The 24373-nt window shown below is 64.6% G+C and carries 26 protein-coding genes; 6 read left to right on the top strand and 20 right to left on the bottom strand.

Annotation, left to right across the window (positions count from 1 at the left end; all coding sequences use genetic code 11):
• Positions 1–29 precede the first annotated feature (29 nt).
• From KHN96_RS06980 to rpsP, 5 genes are all read right to left on the bottom strand, one after another.
• Positions 30–716, bottom strand: coding sequence for a CoA pyrophosphatase (locus KHN96_RS06980; RefSeq protein ID WP_062739434.1), 687 nt, complete (start codon positions 714–716; stop codon positions 30–32).
• Between the two features lie 104 nt (positions 717–820).
• Entirely contained in the window at positions 821–1207 is a 387-nt protein-coding gene (gene rplS, locus KHN96_RS06975) for a 50S ribosomal protein L19 (RefSeq protein WP_045786360.1), read from the bottom strand.
• 71 nt (positions 1208–1278) lie between these two features.
• Entirely contained in the window at positions 1279–2067 is a 789-nt protein-coding gene (gene trmD / locus KHN96_RS06970) for a tRNA (guanosine(37)-N1)-methyltransferase TrmD (protein ID WP_062739435.1), read from the bottom strand.
• A 23-nt stretch (positions 2068–2090) separates the two neighbouring features.
• Complete coding sequence (rimM, locus tag KHN96_RS06965) at positions 2091–2699, bottom strand: ribosome maturation factor RimM (protein WP_373994655.1); 609 nt, start codon at positions 2697–2699, stop codon at positions 2091–2093.
• 91 nt (positions 2700–2790) lie between these two features.
• Positions 2791–3045, bottom strand: coding sequence for a 30S ribosomal protein S16 (gene rpsP / locus KHN96_RS06960; protein WP_045786359.1), 255 nt, complete (start codon positions 3043–3045; stop codon positions 2791–2793).
• Between the two features lie 145 nt (positions 3046–3190).
• Here rpsP and KHN96_RS06955 point away from each other — a divergent pair, with 145 nt between their 5' ends.
• The 4 genes from KHN96_RS06955 (at position 3191) to KHN96_RS06940 (ending at position 5810) form a co-directional block, all read left to right on the top strand.
• Positions 3191–4264, top strand: coding sequence for a PQQ-dependent sugar dehydrogenase (locus KHN96_RS06955; protein WP_062739382.1), 1074 nt, complete (start codon positions 3191–3193; stop codon positions 4262–4264).
• A 197-nt stretch (positions 4265–4461) separates the two neighbouring features.
• Entirely contained in the window at positions 4462–4851 is a 390-nt protein-coding gene (locus KHN96_RS06950; RefSeq protein ID WP_062739383.1) for a hypothetical protein, read from the top strand.
• 124 nt (positions 4852–4975) lie between these two features.
• Positions 4976–5158 (top strand): hypothetical protein, encoded by a 183-nt coding sequence (locus KHN96_RS06945; protein ID WP_062739384.1) that lies wholly within the window; start codon positions 4976–4978, stop codon positions 5156–5158.
• 196 nt (positions 5159–5354) lie between these two features.
• A complete protein-coding gene (locus tag KHN96_RS06940; RefSeq protein ID WP_062739385.1) occupies positions 5355–5810 on the top strand; it encodes an NINE protein in 456 nt (151 codons plus the stop codon).
• 5 nt (positions 5811–5815) lie between these two features.
• Here the strand turns inward: KHN96_RS06940 and KHN96_RS06935 are convergent, their stop codons facing one another.
• The 3 genes from KHN96_RS06935 to KHN96_RS06925 all read right to left on the bottom strand — a co-directional run bounded on the left by KHN96_RS06935 (position 5816) and on the right by KHN96_RS06925 (position 9202).
• Positions 5816–6940 (bottom strand): PA0069 family radical SAM protein, encoded by a 1125-nt coding sequence (locus tag KHN96_RS06935; protein WP_062739386.1) that lies wholly within the window; start codon positions 6938–6940, stop codon positions 5816–5818.
• A gap of 83 nt (positions 6941–7023) precedes the next feature.
• Positions 7024–8643 carry an alkaline phosphatase D family protein gene (locus KHN96_RS06930; protein WP_062739387.1) on the bottom strand — a complete coding sequence of 540 codons (1620 nt, stop codon included), beginning with the start codon at positions 8641–8643 and terminating at the stop codon, positions 7024–7026.
• A gap of 61 nt (positions 8644–8704) precedes the next feature.
• Positions 8705–9202 (bottom strand): Lrp/AsnC ligand binding domain-containing protein, encoded by a 498-nt coding sequence (locus KHN96_RS06925; RefSeq protein WP_045787821.1) that lies wholly within the window; start codon positions 9200–9202, stop codon positions 8705–8707.
• Positions 9203–9335: 133 nt separating this feature from the next.
• Between KHN96_RS06925 and KHN96_RS06920 the strand changes: the two genes are divergently transcribed.
• Entirely contained in the window at positions 9336–10625 is a 1290-nt protein-coding gene (locus KHN96_RS06920) for a D-amino acid dehydrogenase (protein WP_045786352.1), read from the top strand.
• Between the two features lie 77 nt (positions 10626–10702).
• Here the strand turns inward: KHN96_RS06920 and KHN96_RS06915 are convergent, their stop codons facing one another.
• From KHN96_RS06915 to KHN96_RS06885, 7 genes are all read right to left on the bottom strand, one after another.
• A complete protein-coding gene (locus KHN96_RS06915) occupies positions 10703–12487 on the bottom strand; it encodes an acyl-CoA dehydrogenase (RefSeq protein WP_062739388.1) in 1785 nt (594 codons plus the stop codon).
• A gap of 172 nt (positions 12488–12659) precedes the next feature.
• On the bottom strand, positions 12660–13595 hold the full coding sequence (locus KHN96_RS06910; RefSeq protein ID WP_045786350.1) for an electron transfer flavoprotein subunit alpha/FixB family protein: 936 nt from the start codon (positions 13593–13595) through the stop codon (positions 12660–12662).
• Positions 13596–13658: 63 nt separating this feature from the next.
• Entirely contained in the window at positions 13659–14408 is a 750-nt protein-coding gene (locus tag KHN96_RS06905; RefSeq protein WP_045786349.1) for an electron transfer flavoprotein subunit beta/FixA family protein, read from the bottom strand.
• A gap of 190 nt (positions 14409–14598) precedes the next feature.
• The gene (locus KHN96_RS06900; protein WP_045786348.1) at positions 14599–15399 is read right to left on the bottom strand and encodes a MetQ/NlpA family ABC transporter substrate-binding protein; all 801 of its coding nucleotides are present in this window, start codon (positions 15397–15399) and stop codon (positions 14599–14601) included.
• A gap of 33 nt (positions 15400–15432) precedes the next feature.
• Positions 15433–16086 carry a methionine ABC transporter permease gene (locus tag KHN96_RS06895; protein WP_045786347.1) on the bottom strand — a complete coding sequence of 218 codons (654 nt, stop codon included), beginning with the start codon at positions 16084–16086 and terminating at the stop codon, positions 15433–15435.
• Positions 16076–17125 carry a methionine ABC transporter ATP-binding protein gene (locus tag KHN96_RS06890; protein ID WP_045787820.1) on the bottom strand — a complete coding sequence of 350 codons (1050 nt, stop codon included), beginning with the start codon at positions 17123–17125 and terminating at the stop codon, positions 16076–16078. Before KHN96_RS06890 ends, KHN96_RS06895 begins: the two co-directional genes overlap by 11 nt.
• Positions 17126–17292: 167 nt before the next feature.
• Complete coding sequence (locus KHN96_RS06885) at positions 17293–18216, bottom strand: histone deacetylase family protein (RefSeq protein ID WP_045786346.1); 924 nt, start codon at positions 18214–18216, stop codon at positions 17293–17295.
• Positions 18217–18355: 139 nt separating this feature from the next.
• On the opposite strand from KHN96_RS06885, the gene mltB reads away from it, so the two are divergent.
• Complete coding sequence (gene mltB, locus KHN96_RS06880; RefSeq protein ID WP_062739389.1) at positions 18356–19480, top strand: lytic murein transglycosylase B; 1125 nt, start codon at positions 18356–18358, stop codon at positions 19478–19480.
• 68 nt (positions 19481–19548) lie between these two features.
• Here the strand turns inward: mltB and cysM are convergent, their stop codons facing one another.
• From cysM to KHN96_RS06855, 5 genes are all read right to left on the bottom strand, one after another.
• Positions 19549–20451 (bottom strand): cysteine synthase CysM, encoded by a 903-nt coding sequence (cysM, locus tag KHN96_RS06875; RefSeq protein WP_045786344.1) that lies wholly within the window; start codon positions 20449–20451, stop codon positions 19549–19551.
• A 124-nt stretch (positions 20452–20575) separates the two neighbouring features.
• The gene (locus KHN96_RS06870; RefSeq protein ID WP_045786343.1) at positions 20576–20893 is read right to left on the bottom strand and encodes a ComEA family DNA-binding protein; all 318 of its coding nucleotides are present in this window, start codon (positions 20891–20893) and stop codon (positions 20576–20578) included.
• A gap of 130 nt (positions 20894–21023) precedes the next feature.
• On the bottom strand, positions 21024–22019 hold the full coding sequence (gene rfaD / locus KHN96_RS06865; protein ID WP_045786342.1) for an ADP-glyceromanno-heptose 6-epimerase: 996 nt from the start codon (positions 22017–22019) through the stop codon (positions 21024–21026).
• A complete protein-coding gene (gene rfaE1 / locus KHN96_RS06860; protein WP_062739390.1) occupies positions 22016–22957 on the bottom strand; it encodes a D-glycero-beta-D-manno-heptose-7-phosphate kinase in 942 nt (313 codons plus the stop codon). The genes rfaD and rfaE1 overlap by 4 nt, the downstream gene beginning before the upstream one ends.
• 36 nt (positions 22958–22993) lie before the next feature.
• Complete coding sequence (locus KHN96_RS06855; protein ID WP_045786341.1) at positions 22994–24358, bottom strand: UDP-glucose dehydrogenase family protein; 1365 nt, start codon at positions 24356–24358, stop codon at positions 22994–22996.
• Between the last annotated feature and the right edge of the window lie 15 nt (positions 24359–24373).

Here is a 24373-nt window from a genome sequence, read left to right as displayed (position 1 = left end):
GCGCGCAACAGCGCACCGTGACACGGACGCTACGCCGCCAGCAGGTGATACAGGTTGCGGAGCATGCCCGCCGTCGCGCCCCAGATGAAGTGGTATGCGCCGTCGGGCCGACGATATGGCATGGCATAGAAGCGGCGCACGCGGTCTTCCCAGCGCAACTCGCGCACCTCGTGGTTGGCCGGGTCCATCAGGAAGGCGAGCGGCACTTCAAAGACTTCGGCGACTTCACTCGGATCCGGCCGCAGCACAAAATCCGGTGTGAGCAGCCCCACCACGGGGCTCACGTGAAAACCCGTGCCGGTGATGTAGTCCGGCAGGCGGCCGACCACCTCGATGTGGTCGCCCGCGATGCCCACTTCCTCGTCCGTCTCGCGTAGTGCGGTATCAACGGCGTCACGGTCAATGGCTTCGCGCCCGCCGCCCGGAAAGCTGATCTGCCCCGCATGCTGGCTGAGCGACGCATTGCGTTGCGTCAGCAGCACCGTCAATCCCGCGTCACGCTGTACCAGAGGCACCAGGACGGCAGCCTCGCGCAGCTTGAGCGACGCGTCGATCAGACGCGACTCGTCCGTATGCTCCGGCTCCCAGTCGGGCGGCGTACGCAGACGATCGCGCACGAACTCGGCCGTCAGCCGCTCCGCCCCGAGCGCCGGCAACGACGATGCCTCGGACGGCACCACGGGCAACTGCTGGGGATCGAACACGGGACGGCGCATGAAGGGAAACAATGAGTGGTGGGCAGAAGGCAGCCAGCGCGTCCATCTTCCACCCCGAAAGAGAAAAAAGGCACCCGAAGGTGCCTTTTCGCAATGCGCGCAGATTACTCCGCAGCGGCTTCCTTGCGCTTGAAGGTCAGCTTCTCCTTGATGCGTGCCGACTTCCCCGAGCGCTCGCGCAGGTAGTACAGCTTGGCACGGCGAACATCGCCGCGACGCTTCACTTCGATGCTGGCCAGCAGCGGCGAGTACAGCTGGAATGTACGCTCCACGCCTTCGCCCGAAGAAATCTTGCGAACGATGAACGACGAGTTCAGGCCGCGATTGCGCTTGGCAATCACCACGCCTTCATACGCCTGCACACGCTTGCGGTTGCCTTCCACGACGTTCACGTTGACGATCACGGTATCGCCAGGGGCGAACGGGGGGATCGTCTTGTTGGCCGTCAGGCGCTTGATTTCTTCCTGCTCGATTTGCTCGATGAGATTCATCTTTTTCTCCTTGACCATCATGCCGGCGTTTTGCCCGGTACCAACCGTGGCCCCGGTAGAGGATGGGAACTTCAATCGGCCGAGGCTTCCGGTGTGGAAGCTTCCGACCCCTTTGCCGTTATCGCCGCGGCAGCGAGGAAAGCCTCATCGCTGCGGGACAACAAACCTTGCCTGCGCGCAGCGTCGATCAGATCGGGCCGCTTGCGCATCGTATTCAACAGCGCCTGCTGGCGGCGCCACTTCTCGATCTCGGCGTGGTGGCCGCCCAGCAATACATCGGGCACACGCACACCTTCGTACTCTTCCGGCCGTGTGTAGTGCGGACAGTCGAGCAGGCCGTTGACGAAACTGTCCTGCACCGCCGACTGCGCGTCGCCCAGCACACCGGGCAACTGCCGCACGACCGCATCGATGATGGCCATCGCCGCGATCTCGCCGCCAGACAGCACGAAATCGCCGAGGCTGATTTCCTCATCGACCCGGCGATCGACCAGGCGCTGGTCAATCGCCTCATAGCGCCCGCACAGCAGCGTGAGGGCCGGCAGCTGCGCCAATTCCATCACTCGCCGGTGCGTGAGCGGCTTGCCTTGCGGCGACAGCAGCACCACATGCGGAGCTACCGGTGCCTGCGCGTCACGGATCGCATCGAGCGCGGCTTCCAGCGGCTTGGCGAGCATCACCATGCCCGGGCCACCGCCATAAGGCCGGTCATCCACGGTACGGTAATTGTCCGTCGTGAAGTCGCGCGGGTTCCAGGTACGCAACGTGTACACCTGCTGCTTGGCTGCCCGGCTGGTGATACCCCAGTCGGTCAGCGCCCGGAACATCTCCGGGAACAGCGAGATGACATCGAACTGCATCGCCGAATTCTCCGGCCGCATGTTCAGTAATCCAGACCCCAGTCGACGACGATGCGCTTGCCCGCAACATCCACCGACTTCACGTAGACCTCGACAAACGGCACCAGCCGCTCGACGTCGTCTTCTCCAACGACCCGCAAGATCTGATGCGCGCCGTTGTCGATCAGGCCAGCCACCGTACCGAGCGTTTCCTGCTGTTCGTTGACGACAGTGGCGCCGATCAGGTCGACCCAATAGAACTCGTCGTCATCCGGCTCGGGAAACTCTGCCCGGCTGACCCACACGGCACAGCCACGCAGCGCCTCGGCGACATTGCGGTCCGGCACCGCAGGCGAACCTGCCACCACCGTACCGCTGTGCTCGCGCGATGTGCCGACCGAGAACACCCGCCATTCCGCAGATGCAGCCGGCACAGCAGCGGCCGGCTTCAGCCACCACGTACGCGCATTCAGCAACGCGTCGGCATCCCCATGCGGCTGCACCTTGATCCAACCGCGAATGCCATAGGCACCGCCCACATAGCCGACCTCGACAAGATCATCGGGCAGCGCCGGGTTGCCGCCGACCTGCGGCCGCAGGGCCTGCAAGCGTTCGGCCACCTTTTGCGAGGCGGTCTCGGCAGCTTTGGTCACGGGGCTTTTACGTGCCCCCGACGGTGTCGATACCGGGCGCGTCACGGCAGGAAGTGCTCGGACGGCACCGTCGATCGACGCATGCTAAAACTCAGGCAGCCGCCTTCTTGGCGCCCTGCTTCACCAGACGGGCGACCGTCGGCGACAGTTGCGCGCCCACGCCTTCCCAGTAGCTCAGACGGTCTTGAGCAATGCGCAGACCTTCTTCGCCTTCGGAGGCGAGCGGATTGTAGAAACCGACGCGCTCGATGAAACGGCCATCACGGCGGTTACGCGAGTCGGTCGCGACGATGTTGAAGAACGGGCGCTTCTTGGAGCCACCGCGGGCCAGACGGATCACGACCATGGATCTTTTCCTTGAAAAACTGGGTATGCGTACAGAGAAACACGCGATTATAGCTCAATTTTCCAGACCAAACAAACACTTAGGAGCATCGCAACCACGCTGCTGTCGGCGCGACCTGGTACAGAGGTTCGCCGGCTGGGCGATTATGCTTGCCGCGTGGCTTGGCGCCGGGTCCTCAGCGGGAGCCAAACCCTTGCTGGACACGCTGCGCGTGCCGTCCGGCTTCCGGGTCGAATTGCTCACCGACGCGATGCCCGCCGCGCGCGAGATGGCGCTGTCTCCCGCGGGCATCCTGTATGTTGGCAGCCGCGCGGGCAACGTGTACGCGCTGCCGCTGCAGACGCCAAACGCGCACGTGCGGATCGTGGCGTCGGATTTGAAACTGCCGGTGGGGGTGGCCTGGCACGGCGGCAGCCTCTATATCTCGGCGGTGTCGCGCGTGGTGCGGCTTGACGGCATCGACGAGCGGCTCGACCGACCGCCCCCGCCCGCCGTCGTCAACGACAAACTGCCCACCGAGGCGCAACACGGCTGGAAATTCATCGCGTTCGGCCCGGACGGCAAGCTGTATGTGCCGGTGGGCGCACCTTGCAACATCTGCCGCCCGGATGAAAACCGCTACGCCAACCTGATGCGCATGAACGCAGACGGCAGCGGACTCGAGGTCGTTGCGCGAGGCATCCGCAACACGGTCGGTTTCGACTGGCACCCGGTCACGCACGAACTGTGGTTCACCGACAACGGCCGCGACTCGATGGGCGACGACCAGCCGGACGACGAACTGAACCGCATCGCGCAGCCGAACCCGCATTTCGGCTTTCCGTTCTGCCATGCGGGAAATATTCCCGACCCCGACTTCGGCGCGGGACACCCGTGCAAGGACTACGTACCGCCGGTGGCCAGACTCGGGGCACACGTGGCTGCGCTAGGCATGCGTTTCTACACCGGCACGAGCTTCCCGCCGGAGTATCGCAACAACATTTTCATTGCCGAGCATGGCTCGTGGAACCGCTCGTCCAAGGTCGGCTATCGCGTCGTGCGTGTGGTGCTGGACGCCACGGGCAAGGTCACGAAGCAGGAGCCGTTTGCGCAAGGCTGGCTCCAGGACGACCGCGCGCGGGGACGCCCGGCCGATGTGCTGGTCGCGCCCGATGGCAGCTTGCTTGTCAGCGACGACGAGGCCGGGGCGGTGTATCGCATCCGCTACATCGGCAGATGACGTACACGCCCCCTTCAAGCAGGGCCCCGGGCGTGAGGGAAACATCTCGTTACACAGGAAACCTTTGGACAGTGGATGCACCCTCACTGAAGCCGTACATTGACAGGCATGAACACGCGTTGCTGCTCTGTCTCCCTCGTACCAACAATGCCTGCGGCGCGTGGTGCTTTTGAACCTTCGCCCGACAGGAGATAGCCATGCCGATCCGCGCATTGCTTCGCCCGTTGGCGGCGGGTGTTCTGATCGTCGCCTCTGCGGGCGCCTTGGCTGCCAGCGCAACGGCGCGTCAGGCGGCCGTCGCCTTCGCCGAGCCCCCCATGCCGGCATGGCCGATGACCGCCGGCACAGCCGCGCACTCTCGTCCGCTGGTCGCGCAGTTCTTCGCCGGCGCGCGCGAAGACCAGGCGGCCCGGATCCGCGCGCAGATGGAGCGGATGGAAGCCCGTGCACGCGCCGATGACCGCCTGAACGGCCGTGTGCAGCCCCGCGAAAGCGGCGGCCGCGGCGACTGGCAACAGCAGGAGCGCATGCGCCAGGAACGCGGCAACGCCGATCAAGGCAACTGGCGCAGTTCGCGCCGGGGCTGATGCAAAGCGGGCACCGCTTCACCGTCCGGAACTTGCCCTCGGACAGCCTTGTCGTACTGGATGACGCGCCGCGCCTCGACGTGCGCGCGTCATCACACCGATCACAACGACAACAGGTGCTTCAATGCTGTCCAATCTCTACCGCCATGTGCGGCTCATCCTCGGTCTGATATGGACCTCCGCCTTCATGCTGATGCTCGTTCACCTGCTCTATGGTGAAACCAGCCTGCGCCAACAGGCGCCGCAAATGCTGCAAGACCTGACGGCTTCGATGGGTGTGCCGTCGCTGCGTCCGGTCCCGATTTAGCTCCGCTCCCCCCTCCACCGCAGCGCCTGCCCAGGGCTGTGCGCGTCCGGCCGAATTGACGGCCCATTCCCCAGATTGCTGATGTGTCTTTAAGACGCGTGCGCGGCGCCGCTCGTTGGCTGCGCCGCGGTTTGTGTTGGGCGTAGAATGCGCGGCGCTGTGTCCTCTTGCCGTGCCGTGAGTTCTACGCCCCGCCATGCCTTCCACCACCCTCGAAAAAAAATCCAAGCTGCTGACCGTGCTGCTCGCCTTTCTGTTCGGAAGCGTGGGCGCGCACCGCTTCTACCTGCGGGGCGTGCGGGACTTCTGGGCGTGGGCCCAAGTCATGGCGATGGTGCTCGGCGCGATCGGCGTGGCGCTGCTGTGGTCGACGCAGCGCGCCAGCGTGCCGGGGTGGGTATGCGCCATCATCGGCGCATCTTCCGTGCTGGCGGGGTTTCTTTCGGCGCTCGTCTACGGCCTGCGACCCGATGACAGATGGGACACGCAATTCAACGCGGGTGGCACGCCCACCCGCTCGGGCTGGCCTGTGGTGGTGCTTACCATCCTGACGCTGATGATCGGTACGGGCCTGCTGATGGCGGGGCTCGCCATCACGTTCCAGACGTATTTCGAATCGCAGGTGCAGGCTGCGAAGGAACTGTCGCAATAAGCCGGTCAGAACAGGCTGCCCTGGCGCTCGTCGAGGGGCTTTCTTGGCTTGGCCGCGCGCGCAGGCGGTTTGAACTGCGATGTGTCGAGCACCCGTTCGTTGTAGCGGTGGTAGCTGAAGCCGAGCCTGTCGGCGGCCTTGTAGAAGCGCTGGCGCAGCAAATCCGCCCAGATGCCGGTGCCGCGCATGCGCGTGGCGAAGTCGGCCTTGTAATCCTGACCACCGTGCAGATCGCGAACGCGGTTCATCACGCGTTGCGCTCGATCGGGGAAATGCGCCGTCAGCCAGTCCTGGAACACGGCGTTCAACTCGTTCGGCAGCCGCAGCACGATGTAGCTCGCGTACGTGGCGCCGGCCTCGCGTGACGCTTCGAGAATCTGCTCCATGTGGTCGTCGGTGATGAAAGGGATCATCGGCGCGACGCTCACACCCACCGGAATGCCCGCTTCCGCCAACGTGCGTATCGTGCGTAGCCGCCGCGACGGCGTGGCCGCGCGGGGCTCGAGCTTGCGCGCGAGGTCGGCATCGAGCGTGGTGATCGTCACGGCCGCCACGACGAGGTTCTTGGCGGCCATCGGCGCTAACAGGTCGATGTCGCGCTCGATCAATGACGACTTGGTGATGAGCCCCACAGGGTGGTCGCAATCGTGCAGGACCTGCAGCACGTCGCGCGTGATGCGCAGTTCGCGCTCGATGGGCTGGTAGGCGTCGGTGTTGACGCCAAGCGCGATCGGCTCGCAGCGGTAGCTCGGCTTGGCGAGCGTTTCGCGCAGCAGCTCGGCGGCATTCGTTTTGGCAAACAGCTTCGTCTCGAAATCGAGCCCGGGAGACAGTTCGAGATACGCATGCGTGGGCCGCGCGAAGCAATACACGCAACCATGCTCGCAACCGCGATACGGATTGAGCGACACGCTGAACGGAATGTCGGGCGACTGGTTGTGGCTCAGGATCGAGCGCGCGCGTTCGATGGAGACGCTCGTCTGCAGGCGCGGCGGCGCGTCGGCGGCGTCGAACTGGCCGACGAGGGGTTGCCAGCCGTCATCGACGCGTGTGCGTTCATCGCGTTCGAAACGGCCTTGCAGATTGGAGGTGGCGCCGCGTCCCTTGCGCGGGACGTGGCGGTCGGACATATCGGGCACAGCGGAATGGAGTCGTATGCGGGGGCCGGGCTGATCCTATCGCATCCGCCCGCGTTCCGCTGGGGTGGCGCCGGCTACGCTTCCGGGTCGAGCGTCACTTCCCAGAGCGATTTGCCGTCAAGGTCGTGCAGCGACACGTGCATCGTGCGCGTGGCGGGATCGATCCTCGCGCGGCCGTAGTACTGCTGCAGCGCGGCGGGCGACTGGTTCTGCGGATTGTCCTTCGGGATGCTGACGTAACGCACATCCGGCCCGAAGGTTTGGTCGACCTCGTTGGGCCCGAACGTGCCCGCGTTGATCGGGCCGCCGACAAATTCCCAGAACGGTTTGAACTCCGTGAACTTCGCGCGCGACGGGTGATAGTACGTGGCCTGCGCGTAGTGCACATCGGCCGTCACCCACACCACGTTCTGGATGTTCTCGTGCTTGATGAAGCGCAGGAGCTCGGCCAGTTCCAGCTCGCGGCCGGACGGCCCGCCGTCATCGGCGTTCGCCCACGCTTCGTAGGTGCCCTTGGGTACGTCCGGGTTCAGGTCGGGCACCACCAGCGAGATCGGCATGTCGCTGGCAATCACTTTCCACGTCGCCTTCGATTGCTTGAGTGATTGCTTGAGCCACGCCGTCTGGGCTGGGCCAAGGAAGGCGGAGTCTGCATCGAGCGTGGTCTGGCGATTCGGCGAATTGCGGCCGCGATAGCTGCGCTCATCGAGCATGAAGACGTCGAGCAGCGGGCCGTATTGGAACGCGCGGTAGATCTGCTCCGGGTCGAGCGGGTTGAAGCGGAACGGGTTGTATTCGAACATCGCCTGCTTCGCCCGCGCGGCGAGCAGCGACGCGCTGCGCTCCTGGTAGCGCTTCTCTTCCGGGCCGATCTGCTGACCGGGATACCAGTTGTTGCGCACCTCGTGATCGTCCCATTGCACGAGGAACGGCACTTCGGCGGCGAAGCGACGCTTGTTCCTGTCGAGTTGGTTGTAAGCGAAGGCGCCGCGGTAATGGTCCAGCGTTTGCGCGACGTGCGACTTGGCTTCGGTGACGAGATTGGTCCACAGCGAGCCGTCCGGCAGCTTCACCTCTGCCTGGATGGGGCCGTCGGCGTAAATCTGGTCGCCGGAGTGGATGAAGAAGTCGGGCGATTCGCGGCGCATCGCTTCGTACAGGCGGTAGCCGCCGAAGCGCTCATTGATGCCCCAGCCCTGCCCGGCTTCATCGCCGGAGAAGACGAAGCAGATCGGCCGATCGGCCTGCACGGGCGCGGTTCGGAGGCGGCCGCTGACGGGCTCGCTGAATGCCTTGTCGTGCACGAGATCCTGAAAGCGGACGCGGTAGAACACATCGGCACCGGCGGGCAGGCCGGTCAGGTCAACGCGGGCCGTGAGGCCGTTGCCCTCGATGGCAGCGGGGCCCACGCGGCGGGCGACGTGCTTGAAGGCGGCGTCGCTCGAATATTCGACGATCATGCGCGCCGGACGGTCGGTCCGGCTCCACACGATCGCGCTGTCCGCGGTGATATCGCCGCTCATCACGGCGCCGGGCACTTGCGGACGCAGTCGCTCGGACGTCACCACGGCAGGCGCGACGCCCTGCGCGAGCACTTCCCCGATTCGCGCGCCGAGCAACGCGGCGCCGCCGGCGGAAACAAGACCCTTGATCAGCGTGCGGCGGGTCGGCTTGAAGATCGGCTGGTCGGACATGGCATCGGCATACGGGATCGAAATGCCGGCCAGCGTAAGGCGCTTCCGTGACAGTGCGACGTCACCCGCCCTCTTCCGTCACGTCGATGGCGAGCGTCTCCTTGATCTCCTCCATCACGATGTAGCTCTTTGACTGCACCGCGCCGGGCAACTGCAGCAGGATGTCGCCCAGCAGGCGCCGGTATTCGCTCATCTCGCGGATGCGCGCCTTGATGAGGTAGTCGAAATCACCCGAGACGAGGTGGCACTCCAACACCTCGGGAATGCGCAGGACCTCGCGCCGGAACTGCTCGAACATGTTGCCGGATTTGCTGCCCAGGCTGATCTCGACGAACACGAGGAGCGAAGCCCCGAGCATGGCGGGATTCAGCCGCGCGTAATAGCCGAGGATGAAGCCTTCGCGCTCCAGGCGTTTGACGCGCTCGATGCACGGCGTGATGGTCAGGCCGACGGCCTCCGACAGTTCCTTCATGGAGAGCCGCCCGTCCTTCTGCAGCAGGTCGAGGATGCGGCGGTCGAGCTTGTCGAGGGCCCGCACGGGCTTGCGCTGGGTTCGCATGATCAAGGGGAGCCGCAGCCGGGCCCAAAATCGAAGTTGTTCCTGTTTCCCGAGAATATACAGAAACAATTGCTGGAAATGTACGAATACGATAGCGGCATCTATCGTCTACGTATCCCCGGGGAGTATCAGCATGCGCGTGCTCGTTCTTGGCAGCGGCGTGATCGGCGTTACCAGCGCCTATTACCTGGCCCGCGCCGGCCATGAAGTCACCGTCGTCGACCGCGAAGCCGGCCCGGCGCTCGAGACCAGCTTTGCCAACGCCGGCCAGATCTCGCCCGGCTATGCGTCGCCGTGGGCTGCACCCGGCGTGCCGCTCAAGGCCATCAAATGGATGTTCCAGGAGCACGCACCGCTCACCATCCGCCCGGACGGCACCCTGTTCCAGCTCAAGTGGATGTGGCAGATGCTGCGCAACTGCGACGCGGCCAGCTATGCGCAGAACAAGGAGCGCATGGTCCGCCTGGCCGAGTACAGCCGCGACTGCATCCGCGAGCTGCGCGCCGACACCGGCATCGCCTACGAAGGCCGCCAGCAAGGCACGCTGCAGATCTTCCGCACCCAGCAGCAGCTCGACAGCGCCGCGAACGACATCGCCGTGCTGGAGCGCGCCGGCGTGCCGTACGAACTGCTTTCGCGCGACGACCTCGTGCGCAGTGAACCGGGCCTGGCCTCGACCCGCCACAAGCTGGCCGGTGGCTTGCGCCTGCCCAACGACGAAACGGGCGATTGCCAGCTCTTCACCACGCGCCTCGCTGCGATGGCGGAACAGCTCGGCGTGCGCTTCCGTTTCAACAGCACCATCAACAGCCTCATCTTCAAGAACGACGCCGTGCGCGGCGCGCTGGTCGACGGCCAGCCGATCGATGCCGACCTCGTGGTGGTGGCGCTGGGCAGCTACAGCACGCCGTTCCTGAAGAACCTTGTGAACGTACCGGTGTATCCGCTCAAGGGTTTCTCGATCACCGTGCCGATGACGGACGCCGAGAAGAGCCCCGTCTCGACCATTCTCGACGAGACGTACAAGGTGGCCGTCACGCGCTTCGACAGCCGCATCCGCGTGGGCGGCATGGCGCAGATCGTCGGTTACGACAAGCGGCTGGACCCAGGCAAGCGCAAGACGCTGGAATTCGTGGTGAACGATCTGTTCCCGGGTGCCGGCGATGTGTCGCAGGCCTCGTTCTGGACCGGCCTGCGCCCGATGACGCCGGACGGCACGCCGATCGTCGGCCAGACGCCGGTGCGCGGCCTGTGGCTCAACACCGGCCACGGCACGTTGGGGTGGACCATGGCGTGCGGCTCAGGCAAGTTGCTGTCGGATCTGGTGTCGGGTCGTTCGCCCGCCATTCGCGCGGATGACCTCTCGGTGTATCGCTACCTTGGCGGTTCGCCGATGCCGGCAGGCAAGCCTGCGCTGGCCTGAGCGCCGTCGCACCAACGCAAAAGGGAGGCCGAGGCCTCCCTTTTTTCATGCCGGTCGATGCTGCCCGGCAGTGCGGTTTAGAACTGCGCTTCCGGCACGGCGCCGATGGTCTCGCCACCGGTGAGAATGCTCTGCGCAATGCCAGGCGCCTGCGTAAGCAGCACGTCGGCAAACACGCGTGCCGTGGCGATCTTCGCGCCGTAGAAGTTCGGGTCGTCGCTTTCGCGGTCGATGGCAACGAGCAGCGCACGGGCCATCTGCCAGCCCGACAACACGATGCCGCACAGGCGCAGGTAGGGCACGCTGCCCGCAAAGACGGCGTTCGGCTGCGCCTTGGTTTGCGCGACCACAAAACGCACCACCGACTCCATCGCCTCACGGCCGGCCGCCAGCCGCGCACGCATGGCCTCGCAATGCGCCCCCCCCTCAGCGGCCAGCGCCGCTTCCACCTTGGCGATTTCCGCGCAGATGCCCAGCGCCACGGCACCACCGTCACGTACCGTCTTGCGGCCGATCAGGTCGTTGGCCTGGATGGCGGTGGTGCCTTCGTAGATCGGCAGGATGCGCGCGTCGCGGTAATACTGCGCAGCGCCCGTCTCTTCGATGAAGCCCATGCCGCCGTGCACCTGCACGCCTAGGCTCGTCACGTCGATGGACATCTCCGTGCTCCAGCCCTTGACAATCGGCACGAGGAATTCGTACAGCGCTGCATTCTGCTTGCGCATCGATTCGTCGACTGCATGATGGCCGGCATCGCATGCGGCGGCGGCCACGTAGGCCAACGCACGCGCGCCCTCGGTCATGGCGCGCATCGTCAGCAGCATGCGCTTCACATCGGGGTGATGGATGATCGGCACCGCCTTGGTGGCGGAGCCGTCCACCGGACGACTCTGCACGCGTTCACGTGCATAGGCGACGGCCTTCTGATACGCGCGCTCCGACACGCCGATGCCCTGCATGCCAACGGCGTAGCGCGCGGCATTCATCATGATGAACATGTATTCAAGGCCGCGGTTTTCTTCGCCGACCAACGTGCCGATCGCGCCGCCGTGGTCGCCGAACTGCAGCACGGCCGTGGGGCTCGCCTTGATGCCGAGCTTGTGCTCGATCGACACGCAGTGCACGTCGTTGCGCGGGCCCAGCGAGCCATCGTCGTTCACGAGGAACTTCGGCACCACGAACAGCGAGATGCCCTTCACACCTTCCGGTGCACCCGGCGTGCGCGCCAGCACCAGGTGGACGATGTTCTCGGCCATGTCGTGCTCGCCCCAGGTGATGAAGATCTTCGTGCCGAAGATCTTGTAGGTACCGTCGCCCACCGGCTCGGCGCGGGTGCGCACGAGTGCCAAGTCGGAACCGGCCTGCGGCTCGGTCAGGTTCATCGTGCCGGTCCATTCGCCCGAGATGAGCTTCGGTACGAACAACTGCTTCTGCGCTTCCGTACCGGCCGTCAGCAGCGCTTCGATGGCGCCGTCGGTCAGCAGCGGGCACAGCGCGAACGACAGGTTGGCTGCGTTGAGCATCTCGATGCACGCCGTGGCGATCAGCTTGGGCAGGCCCTGGCCGCCGTACTCCACCGGGTGCTGCACGCCCTGCCAGCCGCCCTGGCCGAACTGGGCAAAGGCCTCCTTGAAACCCGGCGTGGCCGTCACGACGCCGTCCTTCCAGCTGCTCGGGTTCCGATCGCCTTCCACATTGAGCGGCGCAACGACCTCACCGGTAAAGCGCGCGCTTTCTTCCAGCACGGCCTGGGCGGTGTCGGCAGTGGCGTCTTCAAAGCCGGGCAGCTTGGCAACATTGTCCAGGCCAGCGAGCTCGTTCATCACGAACAGCATGTCCTTGACGGGGGCTTGATAAGTCATGTCTCTCTCCAACTCTCGTTAAGCGCGATCAGGACGAAACGTCAGCTCGGTCCACTCGTCCGCGCCGTCCTGATGGCGCTCGGGCGCATAAAAAAGCCGTTTCCAGACATGGTCGGAAACGGCTTTGCCTAGGGCGGCTGCGGCGCACATATCAGCGCGCCGCGCGGTGCGATCAGCCCAGTGCGCTCACCAGCTCCGGCACCACGGTGTTCAGGTCCCCCACGAGGCCGTAGTCCGCCACCTGGAAGATCGGCGCTTCCGGATCCTTGTTGATCGCGACGATGACCTTGGAATCCTTCATGCCGGCCAAGTGCTGGATCGCGCCCGAAATACCGACGGCGATGTACAGTTGCGGCGCGACGATCTTGCCGGTCTGACCCACTTGGTAGTCGTTCGGCACGAAGCCGGCGTCCACTGCGGCACGCGAGGCGCCCAGCGCTGCGCCCAGCTTGTCGGCCAGCGGCGTCAGCACCTTGGTGTAGTTCTCACCCGAGCCTACGCCACGGCCACCTGACACGATGATCTTCGCGGCGGTCAGTTCCGGGCGGTCGCTCTTCGTCACTTCGCGCGAGACGAACTGCGAGATGCCGGCATCAGCCACGGCAGTCAGGTTTTCGGTAGCAGCGGAGCCACCGGTGGCCGCAGCCGGGTCGAATGCCGTGCCACGCACGGTGATCACCTTCACCTTGTCGGCCGATTGCACGGTCGCAATTGCGTTGCCGGCGTAGATCGGGCGCTCGAAGGTGTCGGGGCCGTCGACCTTGGTGATGTCGGACAGCTGGGCCACGTCCAGCTTGGCGGCCACGCGCGGCAGGATGTTCTTGCCGTAGGCGGTGGCGGGCGCCAGGATGTGGCTGTAGTTACCGGCAACGGCCAGGGCCTGCTCGGCGACGTTCTCGGCCAGGCCATCGGCAAACTGCGGCGCATCGGCCACCAGCACCTTGGTCACCCCGGCGATCTGCGCAGCCGCCTGTGCGGCCGCGCTGCAGCCAGCGCCAGCCACCAGCACGTGGACTTCACCGCCGCATTGGGCGGCAGCCGTCACGGTGTTCAGCGTCGCGGCCTTGATGGATTGATTGTCGTGTTCAGCAATAACGAGTGCGGTCATCTTGATCTGCCTGTTCGGTGTGCTTGAAGTTGCGTGCAGTAGCGCGGAGGGACAAACCGCCGCTTACAGCACCTTGGCTTCCGTCTTCAGCTTGGACACCAGCGTCGCCACGTCGGGCACCATGACGCCAGCACTGCGCTTCGGCGGCTCGACCACCTTCAGCGTCTTCAGGCGCGGTGCAACGTCCACGCCCAGCTCTTCGGGCTTGACCGTGTCGAGTTGCTTCTTCTTCGCCTTCATGATGTTCGGCAGCGTCACGTAGCGCGGCTCGTTCAGGCGCAGGTCGGTGGTGACCACGGCCGGCAGCTTGACCGACAAGGTCTCCAGGCCGCCATCCACTTCTCGCGTGACGGAAGCCTTGCCGTCTGCGATCTGCACCTTCGAGGCGAACGTGGCTTGCGGCAGGCCTGCCAGCGCAGCCAGCATCTGGCCGGTCTGGTTGGCATCGTCGTCAATGGCTTGCTTGCCCAGGATGATCAGCTGCGGCTGTTCCTTGTCGACGATGGCCTTGAGCAGCTTGGCCACCGCCAGCGGCTGCAGTTCTTCGTTCGTCTCGACCAGGATGCCACGGTCCGCGCCGATGGCCATGGCGGTGCGCAGGGTTTCCTGGCACTGCGTCACGCCGCACGACACGGCGACCACTTCCGTCGCAACGCCCGCTTCCTTCAGGCGGACTGCCTCTTCCACGGCGATCTCGTCGAACGGGTTCATGCTCATCTTCACGTTGGCCAGATCGACACCGCTGCCGTCCGTCTTCACGCGGACCTTCACGTTGTAATCGATCACGCGCTTGACTGCGACCAGGACTTTCATGCGCTCACTCCACTAATTGATAAGACGATTTTGCAAAACGCCGGCCATTATAAGGGGGGCCAGTCGGCCGCGTTAAATTTCCGAACGGTCGTGCTATTTTAACCATGAAAAATTGCCGGACGCCAGTGAAACGTCCGGCAATCTGCTTGGTAGAGCCCTCTATCGGATCGACGCAGCGATCAGAAAGTGATTACCAAGCCACGATGACGGCGTCCTTGTACTTGGCCTTCACAAAGGCCTTGACCGTGTCGGAGTGGTACGCCTTGACCAGCTTGGCCACCCACGGCTGGTCCTTGTCCGCCGTGCGCACAGCGATCACATTGGCATACGGGCCCTTCGGGGTTTCGATGGCGATGCCATCCCTGGTCGGATCCAGACCGGCCTTCTCGGCGTAGTTGCCGTTGATGGCGGCGGCGTCCAGGTCGTCGAGCGAACGCGGCAGTTGGGCGGCGTCCAGTTCAACGAACCTCAGCTTCTTCGGGTTCTCGGCCACATCGCGCGGCGAGGCCTTGAAGCCAGCGTTCGGCTTGAGTTTGATCACGCCCTGCGACTGCAGCAGCAACAGGGCTCGGCCGCCGTTGGTCGGATCGTTCGGCAGGCCAAAGCGTGCGCCTTCCTTCAGGTCCTTCAGCGACTTGATCTTCTTCGAGTAGATGCCCATCGGGAAGGTGATGGTCTGGCCGACGCTCACGAACTTGTAGCCGCGCGTGGCGACCTGGTCGTCCAGATACGGCTGATGCTGGTAGCTGTTGGCGTCGAGGTCACCGGCAGCGAGGGCGGCGTTCGGCTGGATGTAGTCGTTGAACTCGACGATCTGGAGCTTCACGCCATCCTTCTCGGCGACCTTCTTCACCTCTTCCATGATCTCGGCGTGCGGGCCGGCGGTCACGCCGATCTTGATGGGCTTGCTCTGGGCCAGGGCGCTGCCCGCGGCCAGTGCCAGCGCGGCGCCGAGGCTCGCAGACCATTGCAGCAGTTGACGACGGTTCATTGTGTTTCCTCGTTTTGTCTGTCGAATGAAGGATTAACGATGGCTGAGGCGGCGCACGAGCCAGTCGCCCGTCGATTGCACCGCCTGTACGAAGACGATCAGGATGACGACGACCGCCAGCATGATGTCCGATTCATAGCGCTGGTAGCCGTAGCGGATGCCCAGGTCGCCCAGGCCGCCGCCACCGATGGTGCCGGCCATGGCCGAATAACCGACCAGGCTGACGAAGGTGATCGTCAGGCCGGCGAGGATGCCGGGCATGGCCTCCGGCAGCAGCACCTTGTAGACGAGCTGGCCCGTGGTCGCCCCCATCGACTGCGCGGCTTCGATCAGGCCGCGGTCCACTTCGCGCAAGGCGGTTTCCACCAGGCGCGCGATGAACGGAATCGCGGCGATGGTCAACGGAACGATGGCCGCGGCCGTGCCGATGGACGAACCGGCCAGCAGGCGCGTGAACGGAATCACCGCCACCAGCAGGATGATGAACGGCACCGAGCGCACGGCATTGACGACGAGGCCCGCCACGCGGTTGAACACCGGCGCCGACAGCACGCCGCCCGGCACCGTCAGATACAGCAGCACCCCCAACGGCACGCCGAACAGCCCGCCGATGCCCCCGGACACGCCCACCATGGCAAGCGTTTCCCAGAAGGCGGGCAGAAACAGGTCGGTCAGGTCAGACCACATGATTGATCTCCTCCACCACCACGCCTTGCTCGCGCAGGAAGTTCATCGCATTGCTGATGTCGTTGATATCGCCCGTGGCCAGAATGGCCAGCGAGCCGAAAGCCTGGCCCTGGATCTCGTCGATGTGGCCGTGCAGGATGTTGAAGTCGAGGCCATAGTGGCGGATCGCCTGGGCGAGCACCGGCTGGTCCACGCCTGCGCCGGTAAAGGCCAGGCGGAACAGGTGGTCGCGGCCGCCGTGCTCGCGGGCCGTCAGGCGGCTCTCCACGCGCGCCAGCACCGAGGGAGGCAGCTCCTGCGAGATCACCTCGCCGATGAGCGCGCGCGTCACATCGTGCTGCGGCTTGAGGAACACGTCGATCACGCGGCCAAGCTCGACCACGCGGCCAGCGTCGAGCACCGCCACGCGGTCGCACACCTGCTTGATGACTTCCATCTGGTGCGTGATCAGGACGATGGTCAGGCCGAGCTCGCGATTGATCTTGCGCAGCAGATCGAGAATCGAGCGCGTCGTCTCCGGATCCAGCGCGGACGTCGCCTCATCAGAGAGCAGCACGTCGGGCTGGCTCGCCAGCGCGCGGGCGATGCCGACGCGCTGCTTCTGCCCCCCCGAAATCTGCGCGGGGTAGCGATCCTTGTGGGCGGACAAGCCGACGAGCTCCAGCAGCGGCAGCACGATCTCGCGGATGCGCTCGCGCGACGTGCCGGCCAGTTCGAGCGGCAGCGCCACGTTGTCGTACACCGTCCGCGACGACAGCAAATTGAAGTGCTGGAAGATCATGCCGATCTTGCGGCGCGCCTGGCGCAGCCCGTCGGCGTTGAGTGCGGTGAGTTCCTGCCCCGCCACGGTGACGGTGCCCGCGGTCGGGCGGTTCAGCAGGTTGATGACGCGCACGAGCGTGCTCTTGCCCGCGCCGCTGCGGCCGATGATGCCGAACACCTCGCCGCGCTCGATGGTCAGGTCGACGTCACGCAGTGCGTGGACGTCGGCACCGCCCGCCCCCCGAAAGTGCTGCGATATCCCCTTGAGTTCAATCATGCGTTCCATGCAAAAACGGCAACCGCCCTGATCCAGGCTGTTGCCGTCTCGTTCTTGTTTGAAATAAGGCGCTAGTGTAAGGCAGCCGCTACATGCGAGGAACGATTCTTTAACGATGTCTTTATTACTTTTTCGAATGTCACCGACGATTCGTCATCGTTCAGCACCTAAAGCTCGGCGAGTGCCTTGACGTGGGCCACCACGCTGCGGCCCAGCGCGCTCAGGTTGTAACCGCCCTCCAGGCAGCTGACGATGCGGCCGTTGGCGTGCGTACGCGCGACGTGCATGAGCTGTTGCGTGATCCAGGCGTAATCGGCTTCGACCAGCCCCAACTGGCCGAGATCATCTTCACGATGCGCGTCAAAGCCGGCGGAGATGAACAGCATCTGCGGCCGGAACGCTTCGAGACGCGGCAGCCAGATCGTCTCCACGACTTCGCGCACGGTCAGGCCGTTGGTATAGGCGGGCAGCGGGATGTTGACCATGTTGGGCGCCACCGCCTCGGTACCAGAATACGGATAGAACGGGTGCTGGAAGATGCTGCACATCAGCACGCGGGGCTCGTCGCGAAACGCGGCCTCGGTGCCGTTGCCGTGGTGCACGTCGAAATCGATGATCGCTACGCGCTGCAGGCCGTGATGGTCGAGCGCATGACGCGCAGCCACCGCCACGTTGTTGAAGAAGCAGAAGCCCATGGCGCGCCCCGGCTCGGCATGGTGACCGGGCGGTCGCACGCTGCAGAAGGCGTTCTCGAGCTCGCCGGCGATGACCTTGTCAGTGGCATCCACCGCCGCGCCGGCCGCCAGCACGGCCGCCATGTAGGTGTGCGGGTTCATCGAGGTGTCGGGATCGATGGGCGTGTAGCCCGCGATCGGCACATTCGCCACGAGTTCGCGCACGTATTCCGGGCGATGGACGCGGCACAGTTGCGCCTCGGTGGCGGGGGGGGCCTCGCACGGCACGAGCAGGTCTTCGATGCGGCTTGCGATGAGCTGGTCTTCGATCGCGCGCAGGCGGTCCGGGCATTCGGGATGATGAGGCCCCATCTCGTGCCGGAGAAATTCAGGATGCGTATAGAGGCCGGTCGCCATGTTGGTGTTGTGATCCGGTGCTTCGGTGTCTCCAGCCGATACGTTAGCACGGCGACACGGCGTCGCACGCGGGCCCGTTGCCAAGGTGGTCCGGCAGAACCATCCGCTACAATGCCCCGGTCCTGTCCGAAGCCTGCCCATGAGCCAATCGCCTTCTCTCCGTCGTCCCGTGTTGCGCGCCCTGGTCGCAGGTGCCGCACTCTCCGCGCTGTCCTTCCCTGCGCTCTCGCTGGCAGCCAAGAAAGCCACCCGTTCGTCGAAGCGCCGCGTGGCGGTGCATGAAGAAGAGATCGACCCCGACCGCTACCGCAACAACCCGCAGACGCAGGCCTTCATCGGCATGCTGGTCGGCGAGTACAACTTTGATCGCCCCTCGCTCGAGGCCTTGTTTGCCGGCACGGCGTATTCCGCCACCGTGTCGCGGCTGATCATGCCGCCGGCCACGCCCGGCCGCCGTAGCTGGAGGGCCTATCGAGGCCGCTTCATCGAGCCGATTCGCATCGGCGCTGGCGTCGAGTTCTGGCAGCAATACGGCGACACGCTGCGCCGTGCCGAGAAGGAATTCGGCGTCCCGGCCGACGTGATCGTCGGCATCCTCGGCGTGGAGACCATCTATGGACGCGACATGGGCAACTTCCGCGTGATGGATGCGCTGTCCACGCTGGCCTTCGACTACCCCGACACGCCCAATCGCGAAGAACGCAGCGCGATGTTCCGCAACCAGCTCAAGGACTACCTGCTCTGGTGCCGCGACACCGGCACGGACGCGTTCTCGGTGCTGGGCTCATATGCCGGCGCGGTAGGCATTCCGCAATTCATGCCGACCAGCATCCGCGAATACGCCATCGACTACGACCGCGACGGCCATATCGACCTGCGCAACAGCGCCGTGGATGCCATCGGCAGCGTCGCGCGCTTCCTGCAGATGCACGGCTGGGAACCTGGTCGCCCGGTGATGTGGAACATCGCCGGCGACGCCGACAGCCTGGGCATCGCTGCGGCAGCCGCAGACGGCCAGCCGTATCCGCGCATGACGCTGTCCAAGCTCACGCGTGCCGGGCTGGCACTGGCAGCGGGCGTCGATGCAGCGCGCGAACAGGAGACCGACGTGCTCGTGATCGACCTGCCCACGCCGGGCCAGTCGACCGAATACCGCATCGGCCTGCGCAACTTCTACGTTCTCACGCGCTACAACCGCAGCTTCTTCTACGCGGCCGCCGTGTACGAGCTGGGCCAGGCCGTGCGCCAGGCCATGCGGGGCTGAGCCGCACGGGTGTAAAGACAAAGCGCAGCCGAAGCTGCGCATTTTTTGTGTGGCCACACCCTGCGTGGTCAGGCAGGAAACACGCCTGTCGACAGATAGCGGTCGCCGCGGTCGCACACAACGAACACGATCGTCGCGTTCTCGACTGCTTCGGCCACCCGCAGCGCCACGCACAACGCGCCCGCCGCCGAGATACCGCAGAAGATGCCCTCTTCGCGGGCCATCCGACGCGCCATGTGCTCGGCATCGGATTGACTGACCGGCTCGGTACGATCGATGTACTTCGGATCGTAGATCTTCGGCATGTACGCCTCGGGCCACTTGCGGATGCCAGGAATGCGCGAGCCTTCTTCAGGCTGCGCCCCGATGATCTGGATGGCGGGGTTCTTTTCCTTCAGAAAGCGCGACACCCCCGTGATCGTGCCCGTCGTACCCATCGCCGAGACAAAATGCGTGATGCGGCCTTCGGTCTGCTGCCACAGCTCGGGACCGGTGGTTTCGTAGTGCGCCAGCGGATTGTCGGGGTTGGCAAACTGGTCGAGGATGACGCCCTTGCCTTCCTTCTCCATCGCGTCGGCCAAGTCGCGCGCATACTCCATGCCACCCTTGACGGGGGTCAGGATGATTTCCGCACCGTAGGCTGCCATGCTCTGGCGGCGCTCAACTGACAGGTCTTCGGGCATGATCAGCACCATCTTGTAACCGCGGATGGCCGCCGCCATGGCGAGCGCAATACCGGTGTTGCCAGACGTGGCTTCGATCAGCGTATCTCCCGGTTTGATGCGGCCGCGCGCCTCTGCGCGCTTGATCATGGACAGCGCGGGCCGATCCTTGACCGAGCCTGCCGGATTGTTGCCTTCGAGCTTGCCAAGGATGACGTTGCCGCGGCGGGCGTTGCCTTCGCCGGGAATGCGCTGGAGCTGGACCAACGGCGTATTGCCGATGGTGTCTTCAATGGTGAGATAAGCCATGATGCGTGCGAGACCGGAATCGGCTCATTGTAATCCAGCACCGGAAGTGGGCTGACAACCCTTTGCAGCACATGGCAAAACGCCCCGCACGGGCGAGGCGTTGTCGGCGTGAGCGCGGGAAGGCTTACTTCTTCTTGGCGTCCTTGCCGTCCTTCTTGGCACCGGGGCGGGCAGGCGCTGCTGTGCCGAACGTCAACCCTTCGTTTTGCAGCTTGGCGAGCGTCTTGTCGCCGACGCCGGAGACGCGCGACCTGAAGTCATTGGCGTCCTTGTACGGACCGTTCTTCGTGCGCTCGTCGATGATGGCCTTGGAACGCTTGGGGCCAATGCCCGACAGCGTCTCGAGGGCGGCATGATCCGCCGTATTCACATCCACGGCCGCCCATGATGCGGACAGCATCGACAGCGACATCAAGGCAACGGCCAACAGCTTCTTCAACATGTGCTTCTCCTATGGTGAGAGGAAAAAAGAAAACCGCCACGTGGCATGGCGGTTTCGGCACATCTTAAAGAGCATCACGAGGATGCCAAGCGCGCTGACAAAAAATCACGCGTTGTCTGATTGGGTGGCCTCAGACTGGTTGCTTCAGCAGCCATTGGCAGTAGCGCGATACGCCTTCCTGCACCGTCAGGAACGGCGCCGTGTAACCGGCCGCACGCAAGCGCGACTGGTCAGCCTGCGTGAAGCACTGGTACTTGCCACGCAGCGCATCCGGGAACTTCACATACTCGATCAAGCCTTCCTGCGCGAGTTCTTCGGTGGAGAGCGCCGGCTTGCCGTCGGCCTCACGCAGCGTGTTGACGACCGTCGTAGCGATGTCGTTGAAGGGCTGGGCACGACCCGTCCCGAGGTTGAAGATGCCCGATTTGTCCGGATGGTCGAAGAAGAACAGGTTGACCTTCACCACGTCTTCCACCGACACGAAATCACGCATCTGGCCGCCTTGCGGGTAGCCGTTGTACTCGCCGAACAGCTTGACGGTGCCTTCTTCGCGGAACTGGTTGAAGTTGTGGAACGCCACGGATGCCATGCGTCCCTTATGCTGCTCGCGCGGGCCGTAGACGTTGAAGTAGCGGAAGCCGGCAATCTGCGACAGCGCGGTCGGCATGATACGGCGCACGACCTGGTCGAACAGCAGCTTGGAATAACCGTACACGTTGAGCGGCCGCTCGAACTCGGGCTCTTCGCGGAACGTTTCCGACGCGCCATACGTCGCCGCAGACGACGCGTAGAGGAACTGCACGCCCTGATCCAGGCACGCGCGCATCACCCCCAGCGAGTAGCGGTAGTTGTTGTCCATCATGTAGCGTCCGTCGGTCTCCATGGTGTCGGAGCAGGCGCCCTCATGGAAGATCGCGCGGACCTTGCCAAAATCGCCGCGCGCAAAGCGTTCGACAAACTCGGTCTTGTCGAGGTAATCGCTGATCTGGCAGTCGACGATGTTCTTGAACTTGTCGGCGCGCGTGAGGTTGTCGACGGCAATGATGTCGGTCTCGCCGCGCTCGTTCAGGCCCTTGACGATGTTGGCGCCGATGAAGCCGGCCGCGCCGGTGACGATGATGGTCATGATGCGTGGGAGAAAAGTTCTGCGTGGGTGACAACTGCCGTACCGAGCTTGCCGACAACGATGCCGCCCGCACGGTTGGCGTACTGCACGGCTTCCTTGATGTTCGCGCCGGCGCCCAGCAGCGTGGCCAGCGTGGCGATCACGGTATCGCCGGCACCCGAGACGTCGAACACCTCGCGCGCCTGAGCCGATACGTGCAGCACTTCGTGCTCGGTGTAGAGCGTCATGCCTTCTTCCGACCGAGTGAGCAACAGCGCCTCGAGCTGCAGGTCACGGCGCAGGTTCTGCGCGCGGATGGTCAGGTCCTGCTCCGATTTCCACGAACCGACCACCTGGCGCATCTCCGCACGGTTGGGCGTGATCATGGTGGCGCCCTTGTAGCGCGAATAGTCATCGCCCTTCGGGTCGACCAGCACGCGACGGCCAGCATGGCGTGCGACATCGATCATCTTGCCCACGTGCGTCAGCCCGCCCTTGCCGTAATCGGAGAGCACCACAACGTCATGCTGCGGCACCAGCGCACCAAAACGATCCAGCACCGACATCAGCACTTCGTGCGTGGGCGGGTTTTCGAAGTCAACGCGGATCAACTGCTGCTGGCGCGCCAGTACGCGCAGCTTGATGGTCGTGTTGACCGCCGGATCGCGGTGCAGATGGCCCGCGACGTGGCTCTCGTTCAGCAGCGCTTCAATGCTGCGGCCCGGCTCGTCGTCGCCGATCACGCCAAGCATGGCCGCCTGTGCGCCAAGCGCCGCCACGTTCCGCGCCACGTTGGCTGCACCGCCCAGGCGCTCGTCCTGGCGTTTGATCTGCACCACCGGCACGGGCGCTTCCGGCGAAATCCTGTCGACATCGCCAAACCAGTAGCGGTCGAGCATCATGTCGCCCACCACGAGGATGCGGGCGGCGCGGATCTGTTCGGAGACGGGCGTGGTCATGGGTCTAGGATGCGGCAGCAGCCGAGGTCACGGCAATTACGATTGGGTGGAGCGCCCGATGGCCTGGTATTCGAAGCCCGCTTCACGCATGGCTTGCGGCTCGAACAGGTTGCGGCCATCGAAGACCATCGGCGTTTTCAGCAGCGCCTTCACGGCTTGGAAGTCGGGGCTGCGGAACGCCTTCCACTCGGTCACGATGACGAGGGCGTCGGCGTTCCTGAGTGCGTCCATCTGACCGGCACAGAACGTTACGCGTTCCAGTTGTTCCGCAGAAAGATCGAGCGCCAATGCGCGGCGGGCCTCTTCCATGGCAACCGGGTCATACACCTGTACGCGTGCGCCACGCGCCAGCAGCGCGGCGATCAGGATGCGGCTCGGCGCCTCGCGCATGTCGTCGGTATTCGGCTTGAAGGCCAGGCCCCAGATGGCAAACGTGCGGCCGGTCAGGTCAGCGCCCATGCGCGCTTCAATCTTGCCGACCAGCACTTCCTTCTGCTTGTCGTTGACGGCCTCGACGGCCTCGAGCACATGCAGCTTCTGGCCGTACTCCTGCGCGGTGCGCACGAGCGCCTGCACATCCTTCGGGAAGCACGAGCCGCCGTAGCCGGTGCCGGCGTAGAGGAAGCTGTAGCCGATACGCGGGTCGGAGCCGATGCCCAGGCGCACGAGCTCGATGTCGGCACCCACCTTGTCGGCCAGGTTGGCCATCTCGTTCATGAACGAAATGCGCGTGGCCAGCATCGAGTTGGCGGCGTACTTGGTGAACTCGGCCGAACGTACGTCCATGTAGAACGTCCGTTCGTGGTTGCGGTTGAACGGCGCGTACAGCGTGCGCATCATGGCCTTGGCGCGCAGGCCGTTTTCGTCGCTGTAGGTGCCGAGCACGATGCGGTCCGGGCGCATGAAGTCATCCACCGCCGCACCTTCCTTCAGGAACTCGGGATTGGACACCACCGAGAAGCCGACGTCGGACTTGCCGCGCCTGGCCAGCACTTCGTCAACCGCGGCGCGCACCTTGTCGCCCGTACCCACCGGCACGGTGGACTTGTCCACGATCACCTTGAAGCCATCCATGTGCTCGGCGATGTTGCGCGCGGCAGCCAGCACGTACTTCAGGTCAGCCGAGCCGTCTTCATCGGGCGGCGTCCCCACGGCGATGAACTGCACGTCACCGTGCGCCACGCTGGCGGCCACGTCCGTCGAAAACCGGATGCGGCCTGCGGCGCGATTGCGCTCGATCAGCTCCTTCAAGCCGGGTTCGTAGATGGGTACACCGCCGGCGTTGAGCAGGTCGATCTTCTTCTGGTCGACGTCGAGGCAGAAGACATCGTTGCCGAGTTCGGCCAGACACGCGCCGGTAACCAGACCGACATAACCACTACCGATGATGGTGATTTTCATACGAACACTTCAAGG

It is taken from the genome of Ralstonia mannitolilytica (assembly GCF_905397375.1).
Lineage (GTDB): Bacteria > Pseudomonadota > Gammaproteobacteria > Burkholderiales > Burkholderiaceae > Ralstonia > Ralstonia mannitolilytica.
The sequence above is the reverse complement of the archived record's forward strand: the minus strand, read 5'-3'. Positions and strand labels throughout refer to the sequence as shown.

Coding starts and splice junctions, on each gene's coding strand:
- rfaE1 (WP_062739390.1), bottom strand. CDS start 22,957: ATGACCACGCCCGTCTCCGAACAGATCCGCGCCGCCCGCATCCTCGTG.
- trmD (WP_062739435.1), bottom strand. CDS start 2,067: ATGCAGTTCGATGTCATCTCGCTGTTCCCGGAGATGTTCCGGGCGCTG.
- rpsP (WP_045786359.1), bottom strand. CDS start 3,045: ATGGTCGTGATCCGTCTGGCCCGCGGTGGCTCCAAGAAGCGCCCGTTC.
- KHN96_RS06920 (WP_045786352.1), top strand. CDS start 9,336: ATGCGCGTGCTCGTTCTTGGCAGCGGCGTGATCGGCGTTACCAGCGCC.
- KHN96_RS06890 (WP_045787820.1), bottom strand. CDS start 17,125: ATGATTGAACTCAAGGGGATATCGCAGCACTTTCGGGGGGCGGGCGGT.
- KHN96_RS06915 (WP_062739388.1), bottom strand. CDS start 12,487: ATGACTTATCAAGCCCCCGTCAAGGACATGCTGTTCGTGATGAACGAG.
- KHN96_RS06950 (WP_062739383.1), top strand. CDS start 4,462: ATGCCGATCCGCGCATTGCTTCGCCCGTTGGCGGCGGGTGTTCTGATC.
- KHN96_RS06925 (WP_045787821.1), bottom strand. CDS start 9,202: ATGCGAACCCAGCGCAAGCCCGTGCGGGCCCTCGACAAGCTCGACCGC.
- KHN96_RS06955 (WP_062739382.1), top strand. CDS start 3,191: ATGCTTGCCGCGTGGCTTGGCGCCGGGTCCTCAGCGGGAGCCAAACCC.
- KHN96_RS06935 (WP_062739386.1), bottom strand. CDS start 6,940: ATGTCCGACCGCCACGTCCCGCGCAAGGGACGCGGCGCCACCTCCAAT.
- KHN96_RS06940 (WP_062739385.1), top strand. CDS start 5,355: ATGCCTTCCACCACCCTCGAAAAAAAATCCAAGCTGCTGACCGTGCTG.
- KHN96_RS06855 (WP_045786341.1), bottom strand. CDS start 24,358: ATGAAAATCACCATCATCGGTAGTGGTTATGTCGGTCTGGTTACCGGC.
- KHN96_RS06945 (WP_062739384.1), top strand. CDS start 4,976: ATGCTGTCCAATCTCTACCGCCATGTGCGGCTCATCCTCGGTCTGATA.
- cysM (WP_045786344.1), bottom strand. CDS start 20,451: ATGGCTTATCTCACCATTGAAGACACCATCGGCAATACGCCGTTGGTC.
- KHN96_RS06980 (WP_062739434.1), bottom strand. CDS start 716: ATGCGCCGTCCCGTGTTCGATCCCCAGCAGTTGCCCGTGGTGCCGTCC.
- KHN96_RS06895 (WP_045786347.1), bottom strand. CDS start 16,086: ATGTGGTCTGACCTGACCGACCTGTTTCTGCCCGCCTTCTGGGAAACG.
- KHN96_RS06930 (WP_062739387.1), bottom strand. CDS start 8,643: ATGTCCGACCAGCCGATCTTCAAGCCGACCCGCCGCACGCTGATCAAG.
- KHN96_RS06910 (WP_045786350.1), bottom strand. CDS start 13,595: ATGACCGCACTCGTTATTGCTGAACACGACAATCAATCCATCAAGGCC.
- rfaD (WP_045786342.1), bottom strand. CDS start 22,019: ATGACCATCATCGTCACCGGCGCGGCCGGCTTCATCGGCGCCAACATC.
- KHN96_RS06905 (WP_045786349.1), bottom strand. CDS start 14,408: ATGAAAGTCCTGGTCGCAGTCAAGCGCGTGATCGATTACAACGTGAAG.
- KHN96_RS06900 (WP_045786348.1), bottom strand. CDS start 15,399: ATGAACCGTCGTCAACTGCTGCAATGGTCTGCGAGCCTCGGCGCCGCG.
- mltB (WP_062739389.1), top strand. CDS start 18,356: ATGAGCCAATCGCCTTCTCTCCGTCGTCCCGTGTTGCGCGCCCTGGTC.
- KHN96_RS06885 (WP_045786346.1), bottom strand. CDS start 18,216: ATGGCGACCGGCCTCTATACGCATCCTGAATTTCTCCGGCACGAGATG.
- KHN96_RS06870 (WP_045786343.1), bottom strand. CDS start 20,893: ATGTTGAAGAAGCTGTTGGCCGTTGCCTTGATGTCGCTGTCGATGCTG.
- rplS (WP_045786360.1), bottom strand. CDS start 1,207: ATGAATCTCATCGAGCAAATCGAGCAGGAAGAAATCAAGCGCCTGACG.